Source organism: Lentzea sp. NBC_00516 (genome assembly GCF_036346835.1).
GTDB lineage: Bacteria > Actinomycetota > Actinomycetes > Mycobacteriales > Pseudonocardiaceae > Lentzea > Lentzea sokolovensis.
Genome location: NZ_CP107840.1, coordinates 4,341,105 through 4,365,559 on the forward strand (window position 1 = coordinate 4,341,105; position 24,455 = coordinate 4,365,559).

Genomic DNA, 24,455 nt, shown 5'->3' on the forward strand with positions numbered 1-24,455 from the left:
CTAGAGACCGAGTTCTTCGTCGAGCATCGCGAACATCTCGTCGTCCGAAGCCGACTCGAAGTCCTTCTCGGTGCTGGTGTTCTTGGCCCACTTCGTGCGCAGGACGTCGAGCCGCCCGGCGATCTGCTGGTGCAGCGCGGGATCCACGCTGGCCGCGGCGAGTGCCTTCTCGAACGCGTCGAGGTCGGCGAGCACGCTCGGCAACCCGGCCTCTGGCGCGTCGGCCAGCAACTCGGTTTTGAGGTGTGCCACCAGGTCGTTCGGCGTCGGGTAGTCGAACACCAGCGTGGCGGGCAGCCGCAACCCCGTCGCGCCGCCGAGGCGGTTGCGCAGTTCGACCGCGGTGAGCGAGTCGAAGCCGAGCTCCTGGAACTGCCGGTCGCCCTCGATCTGCTCGTTCTCGCCGTGGCCGAGCACCTCGGTGACCTGGCCTCGCACCAGGTCCAGCAACGCGTCGGTGCGTCCCTGGTCGGTGAGCGCGGTCAGGCGGGTGATCAGCGAGTCGGCCGTTTCCTGACCTGCCACGGCCTTCTTCGACCTGGTGCGCACGAGGCCGCGCAACAGCGGTGCGACCTCGTGGTTGCGCAGGACCGCGAAGTCCAGCTTCACCGGAAGGGTTGCTGCGGCGCCAGTCTGGAGTGCCTCGTCGAAGAGGGTGACGCCGAGTTCCTCGGTGATCGCCGGCATTCCGGAGCGGGCCATGCGTTCGGCGTCCTGGGCACTGAGCATGCCGGTGTCCCAGGCGCCCCACGCCATGCTGATCGCCTTCTGGCCGCGCGCCTTGCGTTGTGCGGCAAGGGCGTCGAGGAAGGCGTTGGCCGCCGCGTAGTTGGCCTGACCCGCGTTGCCGAACGTGCCGGCGACGCTGCTGAACAGGATCAGGGTGGCTTCCGGCGCCAGTTCGTGCAGGTACCAGGCCGCGTCGACCTTCGGCTGGAGCACCGGGTCGATGCGGTCCAGCGTCAGGGTTTCGATGGTGGCGTCGTCCAGGACACCTGCCGCGTGGATGATCGTCGCCGGGTTGTGGTCGGCGAGCAGTGCGGCGAGTTCGTCGCGGTCACTGACATCGCAGGCCGCCACGGTGACGTCGGCCTCGAGGTCTTGCACGTCCGCCTGGCCGGTGCGACTCGCGAGGACGAGTTCCCGCACGCCGTGGTTCTCGACGAGGTGCTTCGCGATGATCCGGCCGAGACCGCCCGTGCCACCGGTGATGAGCACCTTGCCGTACTCGGCCGTTTCTTCGCCGCGTTGCGCCCTGGTGAGGCGGCCGCCGAGGATCTCGCCGCCGCGGAGGACGATCTGCGGTTCCTCGGCCTGGATCGCCTGCCGCAGCACGGCGAGGCTGGAGCGCTCGTCGTCGATGTCGAGCAGCCCGAACGTGCCGGGGTGCTCGGACTGCGCGACCCTGACGAGGCCCCAGACCGCCGCCGCGACGGGATCCGGCGCTTCTGTGTCGTTAGCCGCGATGGCGTTCTTCGTGACGAACCAGAGCCTTCCCGGCCTGTTCGCCGTGATCCACTGCTGGACGTTGATCAGTGCGTTGCTCACGGCGGCGTGCGTGGAGTCCACGACGTCGTCGGAGCAGGCCTTGATCTCGGTGAGGACGACCTCGGCGTCGGCGGTCTCGATGGTGTCGTAGACGCGTCCGGCGATGAAGTGGTCGACCAGTCCGAAGTGGTCCTCGCCCGCGATGGCCACGGTGGCGTTGATGGTTTCCGTGGCGGTGATCGGCTTCCAGTCGAGCGTGAACAGGGCGTCGCGGGTGGTGTTCTCGTTGAGCTGCCCCGTGTTGACCGCCCGGACCACGAGCGACCGGACCTCGGCGACCGGGTTGCCCTGCGGGTCGGCGACGACGATGTGCATCGCGCCGCTGTCGTCCCTGGTCATCCTGACCCGGACCGCTGCCGCACCGGTGGCGTGGATCTTCACGCCCTCCCAGCTGAACGGGAGCCCCGCTCCCCCGTCGCCTTCCTGCAGCAACGCGGTGTGCAGCGTGGCGTCGAGCAGTGCCGGATGCAGTCCGAACGCGCCGGGCTCGACGCCGTCGGGCAGCGCGACCTCCGCGAGAACGGCACCATCGTGGCGCCACGCGTTCTTGAGGCCCTGGAACGTGTCCCCGTACGCGAACCCGATCTCGGCGAACTTGTCGTAGACGCCGTCCAGTTCGATCGGCTCCCCTTGTGGCCACTCGGTCAGCGCGGTTCCGCGGCTCTCGCTGGTGCTGAGCGTGCCGCCGGCGTTCTCGGTCCACGGCAGGTCGGTGTCCTCGGGCCTGCTGTAGATCGTGACGGAGCGCCTGTCGTTCTCCTCGGCGCCGATCGCGACCTGGATCTGCACGCCGCCCTGCTCGGGCAGCATCAGCGGTGCCGCGATCGTGAGCTCTTCCAGCGTGTCGAGCCCGAGTTCCTCACCGGCCTTGAGCGCGACCTCCACCAGCGCCGCGCCGGGCACGAGCGCCCGTCCCATGATCACGTGGTCGGCGAGCCAGGCGTGCGTCCTGAGCGAGATCCGGCTGGTGAACAGGTGCCCGTCCTGCCCGGCGAGCTGGACCGCCGCACCGAGCAACGGGTGCCCGACACTGCCCAGACCAGCCGCCTTGACGTCACTCGCGCCCTCCACGACCTTCGGCCAGTACGACTGCCGGCGGAACGCGTAGGTGGGCAGGTCGATCTTCTTGGCGTGGCTGAGCAGCGGCGTCCAGTCGACCTTGACGCCCTCGACGTGAGCCTGGCCGAGCGCCGTGAGGAACCGCGCGACCTCGTTCTCGTTCCGCTTGATCGTCGGAATCGCGCCGTCGACCAGCGGGGTGAGCGCCGCGTCGGGCCCGATCTCCAGGAACGTCTTGTCCCCCAGCGCGGTCACGTTGTCGTGGAACCGCACGGCATCCCGGACGTGGCCGACCCAGTAGTCGACCGTGGTGGGGTCTCCGGCGGTCTGGAACGCGATCGCCGGTTCGTGGAAGCTGATCTCGCTGATCGCCTCCCGGAAGTCGGGCATCATCGGCTCCATCAACGGCGAGTGGAACGCGTGACTCACCTTGAGCTGCTTGTACTTCCACTGCTTGGCGATCTTGAGGACCTCGTCCTCCTCGCCCGCCAGCACCACGGTCCGCGGCCCGTTGATCGCCGCGATCGACACGTTGCCCGTCAGGTACGGCGTCACCTCCTCCTCCGAGGCGATGACGGACACCATCGCGCCACCCTGCGGCAACGCCTGCATGAGCGCAGCCCGCGCCGTGATCAGCTGACAAGCGTCTTCCAGACTCAGCACCCCGGCGACATGCGCCGCCGCGACCTCGCCGATCGAGTGTCCGGCAACGTGATCCGGCTTGACACCGAACGACTCCACCAACCGGTACAGCGCAACCTCAACGGCGAACAGCGCCGGCTGCGCGAACCCGGTCTGGTTCAACGCCTCCTGGTCGTCGCCCCACATGACTTCTTTCAGCGCGGGGTCGAGGTGCTGCAACGCGTCGTCGAGCGCCCCGGCGAACACGGGATACGCCTCGTACAGCTCACGCCCCATGCCAACCCGCTGCGACCCCTGCCCGCTGAACAGGAACGCCACCGGCTTCCTGCTCACCGCCCCACGAGCCACCACCTCACCACCGAGCACCACGGCCCGGTGATCGAACAACGTCCTGCTCGCCAGCAACGAGTACGCGACATCCTTGGCCGCCCCACGGGCCTGCCGGATCCGCTCGACCTGCCCGTCCAGCGCCGCCTCAGTCCGAGCCGACACCACGAACGGCACGAGGTTGTCCACAGGCCGCGAGTTGTCCACAGATTCGCGCGCGGCCCCTTGACCAGCACTTTCATCGCGTACGCTGGAAATTGGGGGGATCCCCAGCGCTCCAGGCGCTTCCAAGATCACGTGCGCGTTCGTGCCGCTGATGCCGAACGACGACACCGCCGCCCGCCGCGCCCGCTCCACCGAGGGCCACGTGGTGTTCTCCTGCAGCAGCTCGACCGCGCCCTCGCTCCAGTCGACGTGCGACGAAGGCGTCGAAGCGTGCAACGTCCGCGGCAACACCCCGTGCCGCATCGCCTGCACCATCTTGATGATGCCCGCGACACCGGCCGCCGCCTGCGTGTGCCCGATGTTCGACTTGATGCCACCGAGCAGCAGCGGCACCTCCCGATCCTGCCCGTACGTCGCCATCAGCGCCTGCGCCTCGATGGGGTCACCCAAAGAAGTACCGGTGCCATGAGCCTCAACGGCATCGACATCAGCAGCAGACAACCCAGCAGACGCCAACGCCTGCCGAATCACCCTCTGCTGCGACGGCCCGTTAGGCGCCGTCAGCCCGTTGGACGCGCCATCCTGATTGATCGCGGAACCACGCACGACCGCAAGAACCGTGTGCCCAAGACGCACCGCATCCGACTGACGCTCCAACACGAGCAGACCAACACCCTCAGACCAACCGACACCATCGGCCGTGTCCGAGAACGCCTTGCACCGCCCGTCCTCCGACAATCCGCGCTGACGGGAGAACCCGACGAACGACCCCGGAGTCGACATCACGGTCACACCACCGGCCAACGCCAATGAACACTCACCGGCCCGAAGAGCCTGCATAGCCCAATGCAGCGCCACCAACGACGACGAGCACGCGGTGTCGATAGACACCGACGGCCCCTCAAGCCCAAGCGCGTAGGACACCCGGCCGGAGATCACCGAAGGCGAAGCACCGGTCGAACCGAAGCCCTCGGTGTCCGCACCGCCGATGAGCTGCGTGTAGTCGTTGTACATCACACCGGCGAACACACCTGTAGAGCTGCCACGCAACGATGCCGGCGCGATCCCGGAACGCTCCAACGCCTCCCACGCGGTCTCCAGCATGAGCCGCTGCTGCGAGTCCGTCGCGACGGCCTCCCGCGGCGACATCCCGAAGAACTCCGGATCGAACTGGTCCGCGTCGTGCAGGAAGCCGCCCGCCCGCACGTACGACGTGCCGGGGTGGTCGGGGTCCGGGTGGAACAGCGTGTCCAGATCCCAGCCGCGGTTCGCCGGGAACGGCGTGATCGCGTCGACGCCGGAAGCCACCAGATCCCACAGGTCCTCCGGAGAGGAAACACCTCCGGGGTACCGGCAGGCCATGCCGACGATCACGATCGGATCGTCCGAAGTGGACACCAGTGCGGGCAGGTCCGAGACGTCCGTGACCGCTCCGAGCAGTTCGTCCTTCAGATACCCGGCAAGTTGCGCAGACGACGGGTAGTCGAACACCACGGTCGCGGGCAGCTTGAGCCCGGTGACCGCCGTGAGCCGGTTGCGCAGCTCGACCGCGGTCAGCGAGTCGAACCCGAGCTCCTGGAACGCCCGCGCCGGGTCGACCGCAGCGATCGTGTCGTATCCGAGCACGGCCGCGACCTCGCCGCGAACCAGGTCCACCAACGCTTCATTCCGTCCGGCCTCGTCCAGAACGGACAGTCGCTGCACCAGCCCGGAAGCCGTCTCCGATCCGGCGACCTTGCGCCGCGTCTTGACCCGGATCAGTCCGCGCAGCAACGGTTTCACGTCGCCGCTCTGCTTCAGCGCGGCCAGGTCGAGCCGCACCGGGACCACCGCGGGTTCCGCTCCGGCGACCGCCGCGTCGAACAACCGCAGCCCCAGCTCAGTCGAAATGGCCGGCATACCGGAGCGCTGCATCCGTTCGGCGTCCTCGGCCGACAACATGCCGGTGTCCCAGGCACCCCAAGCGAGCGACACCCCAGGCAGCCCGTTGAGCTGCCGGTGCGCGGCCAGTGCGTCGAGGAAAGCGTTGCCGGCGGCGTAGTTGCCCTGCCCGGCGTTGCCGAACACCCCGGCCGCCGACGAGAACACCACGAACCTGGAAGCTTCGGTCACGAGATCGTGCAGGTTCAGTGCCGCGTCGACCTTGGCGCGCAACACACCGTCAACCCGCTCCGGCGTGAGCGACTCGATCACACCGTCGTCCAGCACACCGGCCGCATGCACGACACCGCGAACCTTGTGCTGCTTCAACACCTCCCACAACGCGGTGCGGTCAGCGGCATCACAGGCAACGACAGAAACCTTCGCGCCCAGTGCCTCCAGCTCACTCACGTCACCGGAACCGCTGCGGCTCACCAGCACCAGCTCGGTGACCCCGTGCGTCTCCACCAGGTGCCGGGCAACGATCCGCCCGAGCCCGCCAGTACCGCCCGTGATCAGCACCGGGCTCTCCCAGCCACCCTCGCCGGTCACGCCCGCGACCCGCCCGAGACGCGCCGCCCGAGCCTCACCGTCGCGCACGACCACCTGCGGCTCGTCCAGGTCCAGCACCCCGAGCAGCGTCGCGAGCGACGACTCCTCGGCGTCCACGTCGATCAACCCGAACCGGTCCGGGTGCTCGGTCTGCGCGGTCCGCACCAGCCCCCACACCGCTGCTCCGGCCAGGTCATCGCCCTCGACCGCACCGCGCGTGACGAACACCAGCCGCCCGTCGCGGTCCTCACGAATCCATTCTTGGATCAGCTCCAACGCCCGGTGCGTCACGGCCCGTACCGACTCGGCGCTCTGCTCCCCCGCGACCGGCACGAGCACAACGTCCGTGTCCACCAGGGAAAGCAGGCCCTCGACCCGTCCGACGGACAGCCCGAGCACGTCCGGTCCCAGCACGCTGACCGTCTTGCCCGCCCCGGCCGGCGGCACCGCGACCGGCGTCCACCGCACCGCGAACAACGCGTCCAACTCAGCCGGCTGCTCGGTCGCCACGGCCCGCATCACCAGCGACTCGACCGACGCCACCGGGTTACCGGCGGGGTCGGCGAGCGCGATCCGCAGCCCGTTGCCGTCGCGCGTCATCTTGACCCGCAACGCCGTAGCCGCGGTCGCGTGCAGCGACACGTTCTCCCACGCGAACGGCAACCCGGCCGCCCCGCTCTCGTCGAGCAGCGAGGCGTGCAGCGCGGCGTCGAGCAACGCCGGGTGCAGCCCGAACGGCTTGACGTTGACGTCGTCCGGCAGCGCTACCTCGGCATAGGTCGTGTCGCCGTCGCGCCAGGCCGCCCGCAACCCCTGGAACAGCCCGCCGTAAGCGAACCCTGCCTCCGCGAACTTCTCGTAACACCCTTCCACGTCAACAACTTCAGCCTTGGGCGGCCACACCGAGACGTCGAACTCGACGCGCTGCTCCCCCTTGGCCAGCACACCGCTGACCACCTGGGTCCACGGCGCGTCGGTCACCTCGTCAGGCCGCGCGTGGATGGTGAACGTCCGGCGGTCATCACCGGCGGACACCTTCATCTGCAACGCGAGCCCACCGTGCTCCGGCAGGATCACCGGCGCCGACAGCGTCAGCTCCTCCAACCGGTCCAGCCCGACCTCGTCCCCGGCCCGCATCGCGAGCTCGACGAGCGCCGCACCCGGCACCATCACGCGTCCCATGATCGTGTGCTGGCGAATCCACGGATGCGTGCGCGCCGCCAGCCTGCTCGTGAACAGGAACCCTTCCCCGTCAGCGAGTTCCGCCGACGCGATCAGCAACGGGTGCCCGACCGCGACCATGCCGATGCCCGACGCGTCGTCCCCGCCGATCCGTACCGCGGGCCAGTACCGCTGGTGGTCGAACGCGTAGGTGGGCAGGTCGATCCTCTTGCCACCGGCGCAGAACCCGCTCCAGTCGACCCTCACACCTTCAACGTGCAGACGAGCCAACGCCGTCAGCGCCGCAACGCGCTCACCCTTGTCCTTGCGCAGCAGGGGAATCGCGTCCTCGACCAGAGCACTGAGCACCCCGTCCGGCCCGACCTCGACGAACGTGGTCGCGCCACCATCCCTGAGCCGCTGCACGTTGTCCGTGAACCGCACCGCGTCCCGAACGTGACTCACCCAGTAGTCAACGGTCGTGACGTCCCCACCCGCCACAACAGGAATGCTCGGCTCTCGCAGGGTGATCTCCGCGAGCGACTCGCGGAAGTCGTCCAGCATCGGCTCCATCAACGGCGAGTGGAACGCGTGCGACACCTTGAGCCGCTTGCTCTTCCACCGCTCAGCGATCGTCAGCACGTCGTCTTCCGCACCCGCGATCACCACGGACTTGGGCCCGTTGACCGCCGCGATCGACACGCGATCCGTGAGATGCGGCAGAACCTCGTCCTCAGAAGCCTGAACCGAGACCATCGCGCCACCCTCAGGCAGCGCCTGCATGAGCGCAGACCTCGCGGTGACCAGCAGACACGCGTCCTCAACGCTCAACACACCCGCAACGTGCGCCGCCGCGATCTCCCCGATGGAATGCCCGGCAACCTGATCGGCCTGGACACCCCAAGACTCCAGCAACCGGTACAGCGCCACCTCCACGGCGAACAACGCCGGCTGCGCCACCCCGGTCTGGTTCAACGCCTCCTGGTCGTCACCCCACATGACGTCCCGAACAGCCGGGTCGAGATACATCAACACAGCGTCCAGCGCCTCAGCGAACACGGGGAACGCGTCGTACAACTCACGCCCCATGCCAACCCGCTGCGCCCCTTGCCCGCTGAACAGCACCGCGACCGACCGCTGCGACAACGCGACCCCGGACGCCAGCACCTCGTCCCCGAGCACCACGGCCCGATGATCGAACCGCGCACGAGTGTTCACCAACGAGAACGCCACGTCCTCAGGCGCGCCTTCAGCGGCCTTGGCCCGCTCGATCTGCCCAGGCAACGCCTCCGCGGTCCTGGCCGACACCACGAACGGCACCAGGTTGTCCACAGGCGCCGAGTTGTCCACAGATCGCCCAGCGGCCCCTTGACCAGCACTTTCATCGCGTACGCTGGAAATTGGGGGGATCCCCAATGCGGGCGCTTCCAAGATCACGTGCGCGTTGGTGCCGGAGAGCCCGAACGACGAGACACCGGCCCGTCGCGGCCGCGAAACCGCAGGCCACGGCGTCGCCTCGGTGACGAGTTCGACCGCCCCCTCGCTCCAGTCGACGTGCGACGAAGGCGAAGTCACGTGCAGCGTCGGCGGCACAACACCGTTCCGCATGGCCTGCACCATCTTGATCACGCCCGCCACACCCGCGGCGGCCTGCGTGTGCCCGATGTTCGACTTGATACCACCGAGCAGCAGCGGCACCTCCCGATCCTGCCCGTACGTCGCCAACAGCGCCTGAGCCTCGATCGGGTCACCCAAAGTCGTACCCGTGCCGTGCGCCTCAACCGTGTCGACATCAGCAGTGGTCAGTCCCGCAGACGCCAACGCCTGCCGAATCACCCTCTGCTGCGACGGCCCGTTAGGCGCCGTCAGCCCGTTAGAAGCACCGTCCTGATTGATCGCGGAACCACGCACGACCGCCAGAACCGTGTGCCCAAGACGCACCGCATCCGACTGACGCTCCAACACGAGCAGACCAACACCCTCAGACCAACCAACGCCATCGGCGGAATCCGAGAACGCCTTGCATCGACCGTCCTCCGACAACCCGCGCTGACGAGAGAACCCGACGAACGCACCCGGCGTCGACATCACGGTCACACCACCGGCCAAAGCCAGCGAGCACTCACCGGCCCGAAGTGCCTGCGCCGCAAGGTGCATCGCGACCAGCGACGACGAGCAAGCGGTGTCGATCGACACCGACGGCCCCTCGAACCCGAACGTGTAGGACACCCGGCCCGACACCACCGAGGGCGAGGTCCCGGCCCCCTGGTGCCCTTCGGAGTCGGACTCCAGGATCTGCGCGTAGTCCGAGTACATGACGCCGGCGAACACACCGGTTCGACTGCCGCGCAACGCCTGCGGGTCGATTCCGGCCCGTTCCAGCGCTTCCCAGGTCGTCTCCAGCAGGATGCGCTGCTGTCCGTCGGTGCCGAGCGCCTCTCGCGGCGACATCCCGAAGAACGCCGGATCGAACTGGTCCGCGTCGTGCAGGAAGCCACCAGCGCGCGCGTAGGACGTGCCGAGATGGTCGGGGTCCGGGTGGAACAACGAGTCGAGATCCCAGCCGCGGTTCGCCGGGAACGGCGTGATCGCGTCCGTGCCCGACGCCACCAGGTCCCACAGCGTCTCCGGCGACGTCACGCCACCGGGGAACCGGCAGGCCATGCCGACGATCACGATCGGATCGTCCGAAGTGGACACCAGCGCGGGCAGATCGGCCACCACGTCAGCCGAACCGAACAGCTCGGCGTGCAGGTGATCGGCCAGCGCGATCGCCGTCGGGTAGTCGAACACCAGCGTCGCCGGCAGCCGCAGCCCGGTCGCCTCGGTCAGCTGGTTGCGCAGCTCGACGGCGGTCAGCGAGTCGAAACCGAGGTCCTGGAACGCCCGCGTCGCGTCAACGGCGTCGATCGAGGCGTGGCCCAGCACCGAGGACACCTGCGTGCGCACCAGGTCGACGAGAGCCGAGCGCCGGTCGGCGACGTCCATCGCGCCGAGCTTCTGCACCAGCCCGGAAGCGGTGGCGGAACCAGCTGCCGCCCGCCGCGCCCTGACCCGGATCAGCCCCTGCAGCAACGGCGCCACCGCACCACGTGCCCGCAACGTCGCGAGGTCGAGCCGCACCGGAACGGTCAGCGCCGCCCCGCTGGCCACGGCCGCGTCGAACAGCTCCAGCCCCTGCTCGACCGTGATCGGCGGCATGCCGGCCGCGGTCATCCGCGCGGCCTCGGCCTCGGTCAGCTCGCCGGTCATCCCGCTGACACCGGCCCACACGCCCCACGCCATCGACGTCGCGGGCAAACCGGATGCCTTGCGGTGCGCGGAAAGCGCGTCGAGGAACGCGTTGCCCGCCGCGTAGTTGGCCTGCCCGGCGTTGCCGAACACACCGGCTGCCGACGAGAACACCACGAACGCCGTGAGGTCGGACGTCAGCTCGTGCAGGTGCCAGGCGGCATCAGCCTTGGGCTTGAGCACGTTCGCGACGCGCTCCGGCGTCATCGACTCGATCACGCCGTCGTCCAGCACACCGGCCGCATGCACGACGCCCCGGATCTCGTGCTGCGCAAGAAGTTCCGCGACAGCATCCCGGTCGGTCACGTCACACGCGGCGACGGTGACCTGTGCTCCCAACGCTTCCAGCTCCGCCGTGTCGGCCTGACCGCGACGGCTCACGAGCAGGAGCTCCCGAACACCATGCGCCTCAACGAGATGCTTCGCGACGACCGCACCCAGCCCGCCGGTACCGCCGGTGACCAGGACCTTGCCTTCCCACCGGGCTTCGGACTCACCGGTGACCCGCGCAAGCCGTGCGGCCAGCACCTCGCCGTCACGCACCACCAGCTGCGGTTCGTCGACCCCGAACGCCACTGAAACCATTGCGGTGGAAAGGTTGTTGCCACACAGGTCGATCAGCCCGAAGCGTTCCGGGTGCTCCGACTGCGCCGACCGCACCAGACCCCAGACCGCGGCGGCACCCATGTCCTCACCGGTGGTCGCCCCTCGCGTGACGAACGTGAGCCTGCCGTCCTTGCCGCTGCTGATCCACTCCTGCACCAGCCCCAGCACTTGCGCCGTGTTGCGGTGCGTGCTGCCGAGCACGTCTTCCGATCCCACGATCGGCACCAGCACAAGCCCCGCATCGGCGTCGGTGATCGTGTCGACGACCGGGAAGCCGAGAGCAAGCACGTCCGGACCGAGCACCGCGACGGACGCGGGCGCGGCGACGTCCTCCTGCGTGACCGGCACCCACTCGAGCCCGAACAGCTCGTTCTGCCTGGCTTCGCCGAGCTGCTCGACGTTGACCGCCCGCACGATCACGGCCTCGACCGTGGCGACCGGCGCGCCCGTGACGTCGGCCAGCGCGATCGTCCTGCGCATGCCGCCCTCGTCGCGGGTCAGCTTGACGCGCAACTCGCTCGCCCCGGTGGCGTGCAGCGACACGCCCTCCCACGAGAACGGCAGACCCGCGTCGAGCGTCTCGTCCAGCAACGCCGCGTGCAGCGCCGAGTCGAGCAACGCCGGATGCAGACCGTAGGCAGCCCCGTCGACATCTTCCGGCAACGCGAGTTCGGCGTAGATCTCCCCGCCGACCCGCCAGGCCGCCTTGAGGTTCTGGAACGCGTGCCCGTAGGCGAACCCGACGCTCGCGAACCGCTCGTAGCACTCCTCGTAGTCCATCTCCACGGCCCCGGCAGGCGGCCAGACGGAAGCGTCGAAGCTGCCCGTGGTCGTGCCACTCGCCAGGAAACCGGTCGCGTGCTGCGTCCACGGCATGTCCGGCGCGCCCTCAGGCCGTGAGTGGATCGCGTACTGCCGACGACCGTTGCTCTCCGCACCGACCTTCAACTGCACCTGCACAGCCCCGCGCTCCGGCAGGACGAGCGGCGCGGCCAGCGTGAGGTCGTCGACCCGGTCGAGCCCGACCTCGTCCGCGGCCCTCATGGCCAGCTCGATCAGCACGGCGGCCGGCACCAGGTTGCGCCCCATGATCACGTGGTCGGCGAGCCACGGGTGCGTGCTCAGCGACACCCGGCTGGTGAACACGACGCCTTCGCCCTCGGCGAGCTCCACCGACGCGCCGAGCAACGGATGCCCGACGCTGACCAGCCCGAGCCCGGACGCGTCCGATGCCTTGCCGGCACTCGCCGGCCAGTACCGCTGCCGGTTGAACGGGTAGGTGGGCAGCTCGACCCTCTTGCCGCCGCCGTAGAACCGCACCCAATCAACATTGATTCCGTCGACATGTACATGACTCAGTGCAGTCAACATTGACTCAACATCAGACTTGACCCGCGTCAACGTCGGAATCAACCCGTCAACCATCGCCGTCAACTGCGCATCCGGCCCCACCTCGACCAACACCACGTCACCCAGCCGAGCGACGTTGTCGTGGAAACGAACGGTGTCCCGGACGTGGTCGACCCAGTAGTCGACGGTCGTGACATCGCCGGATGTCAACATCTCGACAACTGGCTCACGGAACTCGAGCCCGCTGATCGCCTCACGGAAGTCGCCCAGCATCGGCTCCATCAACGCCGAGTGGAACGCGTGCGACACCTTCAGCCGCTTGTTCTTCCACCGCTCCGCAAGGGCCAGAACCTCTGCCTCAACACCAGCGATCACCACAGACCGCGGCCCGTTGACGGCGGCAACAGACACACCATCCGTCAGGTGCTCACACACCTCGTCCTCGGACGCGATGACGGACACCATCGCGCCGCCGGCCGGCAACGCCTGCATGAGCGCCGAACGCGCCGTCACCAACATGCACGCGTCATCCAGGCTCAGCACGCCCGCGACGTGCGCGGCCGCGATCTCACCGATCGAATGCCCGGCCAGCTGCGAGGGCCGCACCCCGAACGACTCCAGCAACCGGAACAACGCCACCTCGACCGCGAAGATCGCAGGCTGCGCGTAGCCGGTCTGGTTCAGCGCCTCGGCGTCGTCGCCCCACATGACCTCGCGCAACGCGGGGTCGAGGTTGACCAGCGCGGCGTCCAAGGCCTCCGCGAACACCGGGAACGCCTCGTACAACTCACGCCCCATGCCAACGCGCTGCGACCCCTGCCCGGAGAACACGAAAGCAAGCGGCCGGTTCTTCACCACACCGCCAGCGAGCTCAACACCGTTCCACACCACCGCCCGGTGATCGAACAACGCCCGCGTGGTCGCCAGCGAGAACCCGACGTCCACAGCGGACACACCACTCGCCACAAGCGCACCGACCTGCTCGACCTGGGCCCGCAACGACGCCGCCGACTTCGCCGACACCACCAGCGGCGCACCTACGACCTGAATCGATCCCGGTTGGCTGGCCCCCAGGGGGCTGCGAGCCCCCATCTCAATCATCTCAGGCAGGTCTGACAATTCCTGAGCGTCAGGCGCTTCCAAGATCACGTGTGCGTTCGTGCCCGAGACACCGAACGAGGAGACGCCCGCGCGGCGGACACGAGAGACCTCAGGCCACGAAGCGTTGCCGGTCAGCAGCTGGACCGAACCCGCCTCCCAGTCCACGTGGGACGACGGGGAGTCGATGTGCAGCGTCTGCGGCACGACGCCGTGCCGCAGCGCCTGCACCATCTTGATCACGCCCGCCACACCGGCCGCGGCCTGGGTGTGACCGATGTTGGACTTGATCGACCCGAGCAGCAGCGGCGACGGCCGGTCCTGGCCGTAGGTCGCGAGCAACGCCTGCGCCTCGATCGGGTCACCCAAAGACGTACCCGTGCCGTGTGCTTCGACGACGTCGACGTCCGCAGTGGACAGACCGGCGGACGCCAGCGCCTGCCGGATCACCCGCTGCTGCGAGGGACCGTTGGGCGCGGTCAAGCCGTTGGAAGCGCCGTCCTGGTTGACCGCCGAGCCACGCACGACAGCCAACACGTCGTGGCCGTTGCGAACAGCGTCGGACAGCCGTTCCAGCACGACCACACCGACACCCTCGGACCAGCCGACACCATCGGCGGAGTCGGAGAACGCCTTGCAGCGGCCGTCCGGCGAAAGCCCGCGCTGCCGCGAGAACCCGATGAACGCGCCAGGAGAAGCCAGCACGGTCACGCCGCCGGCCAGCGCCAGCGAGCACTCACCGGCGCGGAGAGCCTGCATCGCCCAGTGCATCGCAACCAACGACGACGAGCACGCCGTGTCGAGCGTGACCGCGGGCCCCTCGAAGCCGAACGTGTAGGACACACGGCCCGACACCACCGAAGGCGAACCACCGGTCGTCTGGTAGCCCTCGGAGTCACCTTCGAGCAGCAGCGAATAATCGTTGTACATGACACCGGCGAACACACCGGTCGGGCTGCCCTTCAACGCGACGGGGTCGATCCCCGACCGCTCCAGCGCCTCCCACGACGCCTCGAGCAGCAGACGCTGCTGCGCGTCGGTCGACACCGCCTCACGCGGCGACATGCCGAAGAACTCCGGATCGAACTGGTCGGCGTCGTGCAGGAAGCCACCGGACTTCGTGTACGAGGTGCCGACGTGGTCCGGATCCGGGTGGTAGAGCGAGTCGAGGTCCCAGCCGCGGTTGGACGGGAACTCCGTGATGGCGTCGCGGCCATCGACCACGAGATCCCACAACTGTTCCGGTGTGGCGACACCACCGGGATAGCGGCAGGCCATGCCGACGATCACGATCGGATCGTCCGAAGTGGACGTCAGCGCGGGCAGCGACTTCAGTACGTCCGAGGCACCGAACAGTTCGTCACGCAGGAAACCCGCGAGCACCGCCGACGTCGGGTAGTCGAAGATCAGCGTGCTCGGCAGGCGCAACCCGGTGACTCCAGTCAGCCGGTTGCGCAGGTCGACCGCGGTGAGCGAGTCGAAACCGAGGTCCTGGAACGCCTTCGCCGGGTCCACCGCGGCGACGCCGTCGTGGCCGAGCACTGCGGCGACCTCGGTGCGCACCAGGTCGAGCAGCGCGGTGAGCCGGGCTTCCGCGGCCATCGAGGTGAGTCGCTGCACCAGCCCGGAGTCGGCCTGGGCCGCCGCACGACGAGCCTTCGTGCGGATCAGTCCGCGCAGCAGCGGGCGGATCTCGTTGTGGCCGCGCAACGTCGCGAGGTCCAGGCGCAACGGCAGCAGCACCGCGTCCTCGCCGGCGATCGCCGCGTCGAACAGCGCGAGCCCCTGCTCCACCGACAGCGGCGGAGTTCCGCCGCGTGCCATGCGTTCGGCGTCCGCCTCGGACAGCATGCCGGTCTGGTTCCACGCGCCCCACGCCAGCGACACCGCCGGAAGTCCGGCCGAACGCCGGTGCTGCGCCAGCGCGTCGAGGAACGCGTTACCCGCCGCGTAGTTCGCCTGCCCCGCAGCACCGAATGTGCCGGCGGCGCTGGAGAAGATGATGAAGTTGTCGAGGTTCTTGGTGAGTTCGTGCAGGTTCCAGGCGGCGTCGACCTTGGGCTTGAGCACGGCCGAGAGCCGTTCCGGCGTGAGCGATTCAATCACGCCGTCGTCCAGCACGCCGGCGGTGTGCACAACGCTGCGGACCTTGTGCTTCTTCAACACCTTCTGCAACGCCTTGCGGTCACTGACATCGCACGCGACCACGACAACCTTGAAGTCCAAATCGGACACTTCAGCCTTGCCGGTGCGGCTGACCAGCACCAGATCCTTGACTCCGTAACGTTCGGCGAGATGCTTCGCGATCACCCGTCCCAGCCCGCCGGTACCGCCAGTGATCAACACAGGGCCAGTGAACTCGCCCGGCTCCGCAGCCTCGGCCCGCGCGAGCCGTGCCACGGAGACCTGGCCGTCGCGCACCCGCAGCTGCGGCTCGTCGATCGCGAGAACCTGCTCGGACACCTCGGCATCGGTGTCGACGAGCGTGAACCGGCCGGGGTGCTCGTTCTGTGCGGCCCGGACCAGACCGTGAACCGCGCTCGCGGCCAAGTCGTCCTGCCGCGTCACGAACACAAGCCGTTCGGCACGCTCCTCAGCGATCCAGCGCTGCACCAACTCCAGCGCACGGGCGGCGAGAGCGTGCGTCTGCGCGACGACATCCCCGTCGCCGACGAACTCCTCCACACACACGGCGGCCGCACCGGCGTTGGGCAGCGACACCGGCGCCCAGTCGAGCCGGAACAACGAGTCGCGGTCCACCGCGCTCACCTGCTGCCCGGACACCGCCCGCGTCACCAGCGACCCGATCGTCGCAACCGGAGCGCCTGTCGTGTCGGCGACCGTGATCACCCACGCGTCCCCGTCGCGCCGCAGCCTCACCCGGACCGCAGCAGCACCGGTGGCGTGCAGCGACACGCCTTCCCACGAGAACGGCAGCCCCGCCTCGGCCCCGTCGAAGAACCCGCCGGCGTGCAGGGTGGCGTCGAGCAGCGCCGGGTGCAGCCCGAACGCCGCCCCGTCCACGTCCTCGGGCAGCGCGACCTCGGCGAACACCTCGCCGTCCCCGCGCCAGACCGCCCGCAGCCCCTGGAACACCGGCCCGTACTCGAAGCCGTTCTCCGCGAACCGCTCGTAGGCCCCTTCGACGTCAACGCTTTCCGCGTTCGGCGGCCAGACGGTCGCGTCGAAGTCACTGGCAGTCGCGCCACTCGCCAAGAAACCGGTGGCGTGCTGCGTCCACGGCGCGTTCTCGCCATCCGGCCGTGAGAAGACTCCAACCGTACGACGCCCGTTCTCGTCCGCGCCCACCGCGACCTGGAGCCGCACAGCACCCTGCTCGGGCAGCACGAGCGGCGCGGCCAGCGTCAACTCGTCGACGCGGTCGAGCCCGACCTCGTCACCCGCGCGGACCGCGAGCTCCAGGAACGCCGTGCCGGGAAGCAGCACCTGCCCGAACACCCGGTGATCCGCGAGCCACGGGTGCGAGCTCAGCGACAACCTGCTCGTGAACAGCACCCCGTCCGCACCGGCGACGTCGACCGCCGCCCCGAGCAACGGGTGCTCCACCCGCGTGAGCCCGAGCGCACCGACGTCACCGGCCTTGCGCACCGCCATCGGCCAGAACATCTGGTGCTCGAACGCGTACGTGGGCAGATCGACCTTCCGTCCACCGGTGTACAGCTGCATCCAGTCAACGTTGATTCCGTCAACATGTACTTGACCGAGTGCAGTCAACATTGACGCGACTTCACCGCGATCACGCCTCAGCACCGCCGTCGAGCCGTCCACCATCGCGCTCAACTGCGCGTCCGGCCCGACCTCCAGCAGCGTGACGTCGCCCAGCCGAGTGACGTTCTCGTGGAACCGCACCGCGTCCCGGACGTGGTTCACCCAGTAGTCGACAGTGGTGACATCGCCGGATGTCGAGATTCCGACAACCGGCTCACGGAACTCGATCCCGCTGATCGCTTCACGGAAGTCGCCCAGCATCGGCTCCATCAACGGCGAGTGGAACGCATGCGACACCTTCAGCCGCTTGCTCTTCCACCGCTCAGCAACAGCCAGCACCTCGTCTTCGACACCAGCGATCACGACCGTGCGCGGTCCGTTGACCGCCGCGATCGATACGCCCGCGGTGAGGTGCGGCAACACCTCTTCTTCGGAAGCGATGACGGACACCATCGCGCCACCGGCCGGCAACGCTTGCATGAGAGCCGCCCGCGCCGTAACCAGCAAGCACGCGTCCTCAAGGCTCAAGACACCCGCGACGTGCGCCGCCGCGATCTCCCCGACCGAGTGCCCGACCAGGTGGTCCGGCCGCACCCCGAACGATTCGATCAACCGGTACAGCGCCACCTCAACGGCGAACAACGCCGGCTGTGCCACGCCGGTCTGGTTCAACGCATCCTGATCGTCGCCCCACATGACCTCACGCAACGCCGGGTCGAGGTTGACCAGCGCGGCATCGAGCGCCTCGACGAACACCGGGAACGCCTCGTACAGCTCACGCCCGGCCCCGATCCGCTGCGCCCCTTGCCCGGAGAACAGGAACGCCAACGGCCTCCCTGCCGCCACCCCTTCCGCGACAACCTCACCGCCGAGCACCACGGCCCGGTGGTCGAACAACGCCCGCGTGGTGGCCAACGAGAAGCCAACGTCCACAGCGGACACACCACTGCCCACCAACGCCGTGATCCGCTCGACCTGCGCCCGCAACGCCGCCGCCGACTTGGCCGACACCACCAACGGCACCACGCCGACCTTCGGGATCGATTCGGATTGGCTGACCCCCTGGGGGGAACTACCCCCCATCCCAATCATCTCAGGCAGGTCTGACAATTCCTGAGCCTCAGGAGCTTCCAAGATCACGTGCGCGTTCGTGCCCGAGACACCGAACGACGAGACGCCCGCGCGACGGGCGCGTGACACCGAAGGCCACGTGCGGGACGAGGTCAGCACCTCGACGGCGCCGGACTCCCAGTCGACCTGCGTGGTCGGCGTGCCGACGTGCAGCGTCTCGGGCAGCACGCCGTGGCGCAGCGCCTGCACCATCTTGATCACGCCCGCGACGCCCGCGGCGGCCTGCGTGTGGCCGATGTTCGACTTGATCGAACCCAGGTAGAGCGGCTCGGAGCGGTCCTGCCCGTACACCGCCAGCAGCGCCTGCGCCTCGATCGGGTCGCCCAGCCTGGTCGCGGTGCCGTGCGCCTCGACCACGTCAACGTCCGTCGGCGACAAACCGGCCGAACCCAGCGCCGCGCGGATCACGCGTTGCTGCGACGGGCCGTTCGGCGCGGTCAGGCCGTTGGAAGCACCGTCCTGGTTGACAGCCGAGCCGCGCACGACCGCCAAGATGGTGTGACCGTTGCGAACAGCATCAGACTGACGTTCCAGCACCAGCAGACCGACACCCTCACCCCAACCGGTGCCGTCCGCGTCGTTGGAGAACGCCTTGCACCGTCCGTCAACGGAAAGTCCGCGCTGACGGGAGAACTCGACGTAGGTGGTGGGCGTCGACATCACGGTCACGCCGCCCGCGACGGCCAGCGAGCACTCCCCCGACCGCAGCGCCTGCGAAGCCAGATGCAGCGCCACCAAGGAAGAAGAGCACGCGGTGTCGACCGTGACGGCTGGGCCCTCGAAGCCGAACGTGTAGGAGACGCGGCCCGAAGCGATCGAGCCCGCGCTGCCCTGGCCCTGGTGTCCCTCGAACTCGCCACCATCCAGAATGGACGCGTAGTCGTTGTACATGACGCCGGTGAACACGCCGGTCGCACTGCCCCGCAACGAGGCCGGGTCGATCCCGGAGCGTTCCAGCGCCTCCCAGGTGGTCTCGAGCAGCAGGCGCTGCTGCGAGTCCGTGGCCAGGGCTTCGCGTGGGGACATACCGAAGAACGCCGGGTCGAACGCGCCCGCCTCGTGCAGGAAGCCACCGGCGATCGAGTAGGTCGTGCCCGCGTGGTCGGGGTCCGGGTGGTAGATGCCGTCGACGTCCCAGCCGCGGTTGACCGGGAACTCCGTGATCGCGTCGACGCCCTCGTCCACGAGTCGCCACAGGTCCTCGGGCGACGACACGCCTCCGGGATAGCGGCAGGCCATGCCTACGATCACGATCGGATCGTCCGAAGTGGACATCAGCGCAGGAAGCTGTGACACCGCGTCCACAGCGCCGAACAGCTCGTCCTTCAGGAAACCGGCAAGCACGGCGGCGGTCGGGTAGTCGAATGTCAGCGTCGCGGGCAGGCGCAGCCCGGTCACCTCGCCGAGACGGTTGCGCAGCTCGACCGCCGTCAGCGAGTCGAAGCCCAGTGACTGGAAGGCGCGCGACGGGTCGATCGTCTCGGCGCCGCTGTGTCCGAGCACCGCACCGACCTCGGCCCGGACCAGGTCCAGCAACGCCTCCAGGCGGCCGGCGTCATCGAGACCGGCCAGTTTCCGCACCAGCGACGACGAGGTGCCGGACGCCGACGTCCGGCGAGCCCGGACCTTCACGAGCCCCTGCAGCACGGCCGGAACCTCGCCACGGGAACGGAACACCGGCAGATCCAGCCGCAGCGGCAACACCAGCGCGGCACCGGAAGACAGTGCGGCGTCGAAGAGTTCGACGCCTTCCGCGGGCGTGATCGGCGGCATGCCCGACTTGGCGAGCCGCTCGGCGTCGGCGCCGGACAGCATGCCCGTCTCCGCCCACGCGCCCCACGCCAGCGACACGCCCGGCAAGCCCTGCGAACGCCGGTGCTCGACCAACGCGTCGAGGAACGTGTTGCCCGCCGCGTAGTTGCCCTGGCCCGAGGACCCGAAGATGCCCGCACCGGACGAGTAGACGACGAACTCCGTGACGTCGCCGGCGAGCTCGTGCAGGTTCCACGCGGCGTCGATCTTGGGGCGCAACACGTTCGACAGACGCTCTGGCGTGAGTGACTCGATGACGCCGTCGTCCAGAACGCCCGCGGTGTGCACGATGGAACGGATCTGATGCCCTGCAAGGAGGTTGGCGACGGCGTGCCGATCGGCGACATCACAAGCCGCGACCGTGACCGACGCGTCCAGCTCCGCCACCCAGTCCGGCGTCTCACCGCGCCGACTGACCAGCACCAGGTCGCGGACACCATGTGCGGCCACAAGGTGCCGCGCGATGACCTGGCCGAGACCACCGGTACCGCCGGTGACCAACACAGGTCCTTCCAGCACAACGCTGTCACCGGCGGCGACACGGGCGACACGCGGCACGAAGACCTCGCCGCCCCGCACCCGCAGTTGGGGTTCGGCGCTCGCGAGCGCCGCGTCCGGCAGTTCGCCGTCGGTCTCGATCAACGCGAACCGGCCGGGGTGCTCCGACTGCGCGGCCCGCACCAGTCCCCAGACCGCCGACGCGCCCAGATCGCCTTGCCGCGTCACGAAAACGAGCTTCTCGGCGCGTTCGGCCGCGATCCACTCCTGGATCTTCGCGAGCGCCTGAGCAGTCACGGCGTGCGCGGCCTCGACCGGAGAGCCGTCCGTCTCGACGCGCTCGACGACGTGAGCGGCCGGGACCGCCTCGGTGAGCGTGATCGGCACCCAGTCCAGCCCGAACAGCGCGTCCTGCGCGGCACTGAGCTGCTGCGCCGACACGGCCCGCGTGACGAGCGAGCCGACCGTCGCGACCGGCGTACCGGCGTCGTCGGCGAGGGCGATCTCCATGGAGCTGTCGCTCGTGGTCCGCACCCGCACCCGCAACGACGTAGCGCCGACCGCGTGCAGCGCGACGCCTTCCCACGAGAACGGCACCGCGCCCTCGGTCCGCTGGTCGGCGAACGCGACCGCGTGCAGCGCCGCGTCGAGCAGCGCCGGGTGGATGCCGAAGCCGGTGGCCGTCACGTCCTCGGGGAGCGCGACCTCGGCGAACACCTCGTCGCCCAGCTTCCACGCGGCCCGCAGACCCTGGAACGCGGGCCCGTAGTCGAACCCGAGCTCCGCGAACCGCTCGTACGCGCCGTCGATCTGCACGGCCTCCGCGCCCGCGGGCGGCCACGTCGAGGTGTCGAAGTCCGCGGTCGTGGTGCCGGACGTCAGGAAGCCGGACGCGTGCTCGGTCCACGGCAGGTCGCTGTCCTCGGGACGGCTGTGGATCGCCACCGCCCGCCGGTCACCGTCCCCACCGACCCGGATCTGCACCTGAACGGCACCTGACTCGGGCAACACGAGCGGCGCCGCGATCGTCAGCTCGTCCACACGGTCGAGGCCCGCCTCGTCCGCGGTACGCAACGCAAGCTCGACGAGTGCCGCGCCCGGCACGAGGACCTTGCCGTGCAGCGAGTGGTCCCGCAGCCACGGGTGTGTGCGCAGCGACAACCTGCTCGTGAACAGCAGGCCCTCTCCTCCGGCGAGCTCGACGGCGGCGCCGAGCAGCGGATGCCCGACCGCCCCGAGACCGGCAGACCGAACATCCGAGCGCGTGGACACCTCCGGCCAGAACGTTCGCTGCTCGAACGCGTAAGTCGGCAGGTCGATCTTCCGACCATGTTGACAGAACCTGTTCCAATCAACATTGACGCCGTCAACATTGATTCGACTCAATGCCGTCAACATTGACTTGACCTCGTCAACGTTGCGCCGCACCGCGGGCACACAGCCGTCCACCATCGCGGACAGCACGCCGTCCGGCCCGATCTCCACGAACTTGACGTCACCCAGCGCGGTGACGTTGTCGTAGAAGCGAACGGTGTCGCGGACGTGGTTCACCCAGTAGTCGACAGTGGCGACATCGCCGGATGTCGACATTCCGACGACAGGCTCGTGGAACGTCAGCCCGCTGATCGCGTCGCGGAAGTCCTCCAGCATCGGCTCCATCAACGGCGAGTGGAACGCATGCGACACCTTGAGTCGCTTGTTCTTCCACTTCTGCGCGATGGCGAGCACTTCTTCTTCGACGCCGGCGATCACCACAGACCGAGGCCCGTTGACCACCGCGATGGACACGCCATCGGTCAGGTGCTCGCGCACCTTTTTCTCGGAAGCGACCACGGACACCATGGCGCCACCGACCGGCAACGCCTGCATGAGCGACGCACGCGCCGTCACGAGCTGACAGGCGTCTTCGAGGCTGAACACACCGGCAACGTGTGCGGCGGCGATCTCGCCGATGGAGTGACCCGCGATGCGACTGGGCTTCACGCCGTAGAACTCGAACAGCCGGTACAGCGCGACCTGGAACGCGAACAGCGCGGGCTGCGCGACCCCGGTCTGGTTGAGCGCTTCCTGGTCGTCGCCCCACATGAACTCGCGGACGGCCGGATCGAGGTTGGCCAGCACCGCGTCGAGCGCCTCGGCGAACACGGGGAACGCCTCGTACAACCCGCGGCCCATCCCGATCCGCTGCGATCCCTGCCCGCTGAACAGGAACGCCAGTTCACCCACCTCGGCGACACCGCGAGCCAGCACCTCGCCGTCGAGCACCACGGCCCGGTGATCGAACAACGCGCGCGTGGTCAGCATCGAGAACGCGATGTCCGCCGCGTCCCCCGGCCACGCTTTGATCCGCTCGACCTGCCCGGCCAGCGCGTCCGCCGACCGCGCCGACACCACGTAGGGCACGGGCACCGCAGGGGGCGCGGACACCAGAGCCGCCTCGATCTGCTGAATCGATCCCGCTTGGCTGGCCCCCAGGGGGCTGCGAGCCCCCATCTCAATCATCTCAACCGGGTCTGACAATTCTGGAGCGCTCGGCGCTTCCAAGATCACGTGCGCGTTCGTGCCGGAGACGCCGAACGACGAGACACCGGCACGGCGCGGGCGGGCGACGGAAGGCCATGTCGTCGCGGCCGTGACCAGGGAGACCTCGCCGGCGGTCCAGTCGATGTGGGTCGACGGCTGGTCGACGTGCAGCGTCGCGGGCACGACGCCGTGGCGCATCGCGTGGACCATCTTGATGATCCCGGCGACGCCCGCGGCGGCCTGGGTGTGGCCGATGTTCGACTTGATGGAGCCGAGCAGCAGCGGTTCGGCGCGGTCCTGGCCGTACACCGCGAGCAGCGCTTGCGCCTCGATCGGGTCGCCCAGGGTGGTGCCGGTGCCGTGCGCTTCGACGACGTCGACGTCGGTCACGGAGAGTCCGGCCGACGCCAGAGCGGAGCGGATCACGCGCTGTTGCGACGGGCCGTTCGGCGCGGTCAGGCCGTTCGAGGCACCGTCCTGGTTGACCGCCGAACCTCGCACGACCGCCAACACGGTGTGGCCGTTGCGCAGCGCGTCGGACTGCCGTTCCAGCACGAGGAGGCCGACGCCCTCGCCCCAGCCGGTGCCGTCGGCGGCATCGGCGAAGGACTTGCAGCGGCCGTCCATCGCGAGGCCGCGCTGCTTCGAGAAGGCGACGAACGAACCCGGCGTCGACATGACGGTCACGCCGCCGGCCAGTGCCAGTGAGCATTCGCCGTTGCGCAGAGCTGAGGACGCGAGGTGCAGTGCCACCAAAGAAGAAGAGCAAGCCGTGTCGACGGTGACGGCGGGGCCTTCGAGGCCGAAGGTGTAGGCGACACGGCCGGACAGAACGCTTTGCGCGGTGCCGGTGCCCTGGTAGCCCTCGAAGATGTCGTCTGACACCAAAGTCGAGTAGTCGTTGGACATCACGCCCGCGAAAACGCCCGTTTTGGAGCCACGAACGGAAGCTGGGTCGATGCCCGCACGCTCGAAGGCCTCCCACGCGGTCCGCAGCAGCAGCCGGTGCTGCACGTCCGTGGCGAGCGCCTCTCGCGGCGACA

1 protein-coding gene (only partly in view) is annotated in these 24,455 nt (G+C 68.9%); it reads right to left on the reverse strand.

Translation table 11 applies throughout. The features are described from left to right. A protein-coding gene (locus OG205_RS19270) for an SDR family NAD(P)-dependent oxidoreductase (RefSeq protein ID WP_330277615.1) crosses the window boundary here: on the reverse strand, nucleotides 1-24,455 show its 3' portion. The gene runs 5,257 nt beyond the window's last position; the window shows 24,455 of its 29,712 coding nt (coding positions 5,258-29,712); its start codon lies off the right edge, out of view; its stop codon occupies nucleotides 1-3.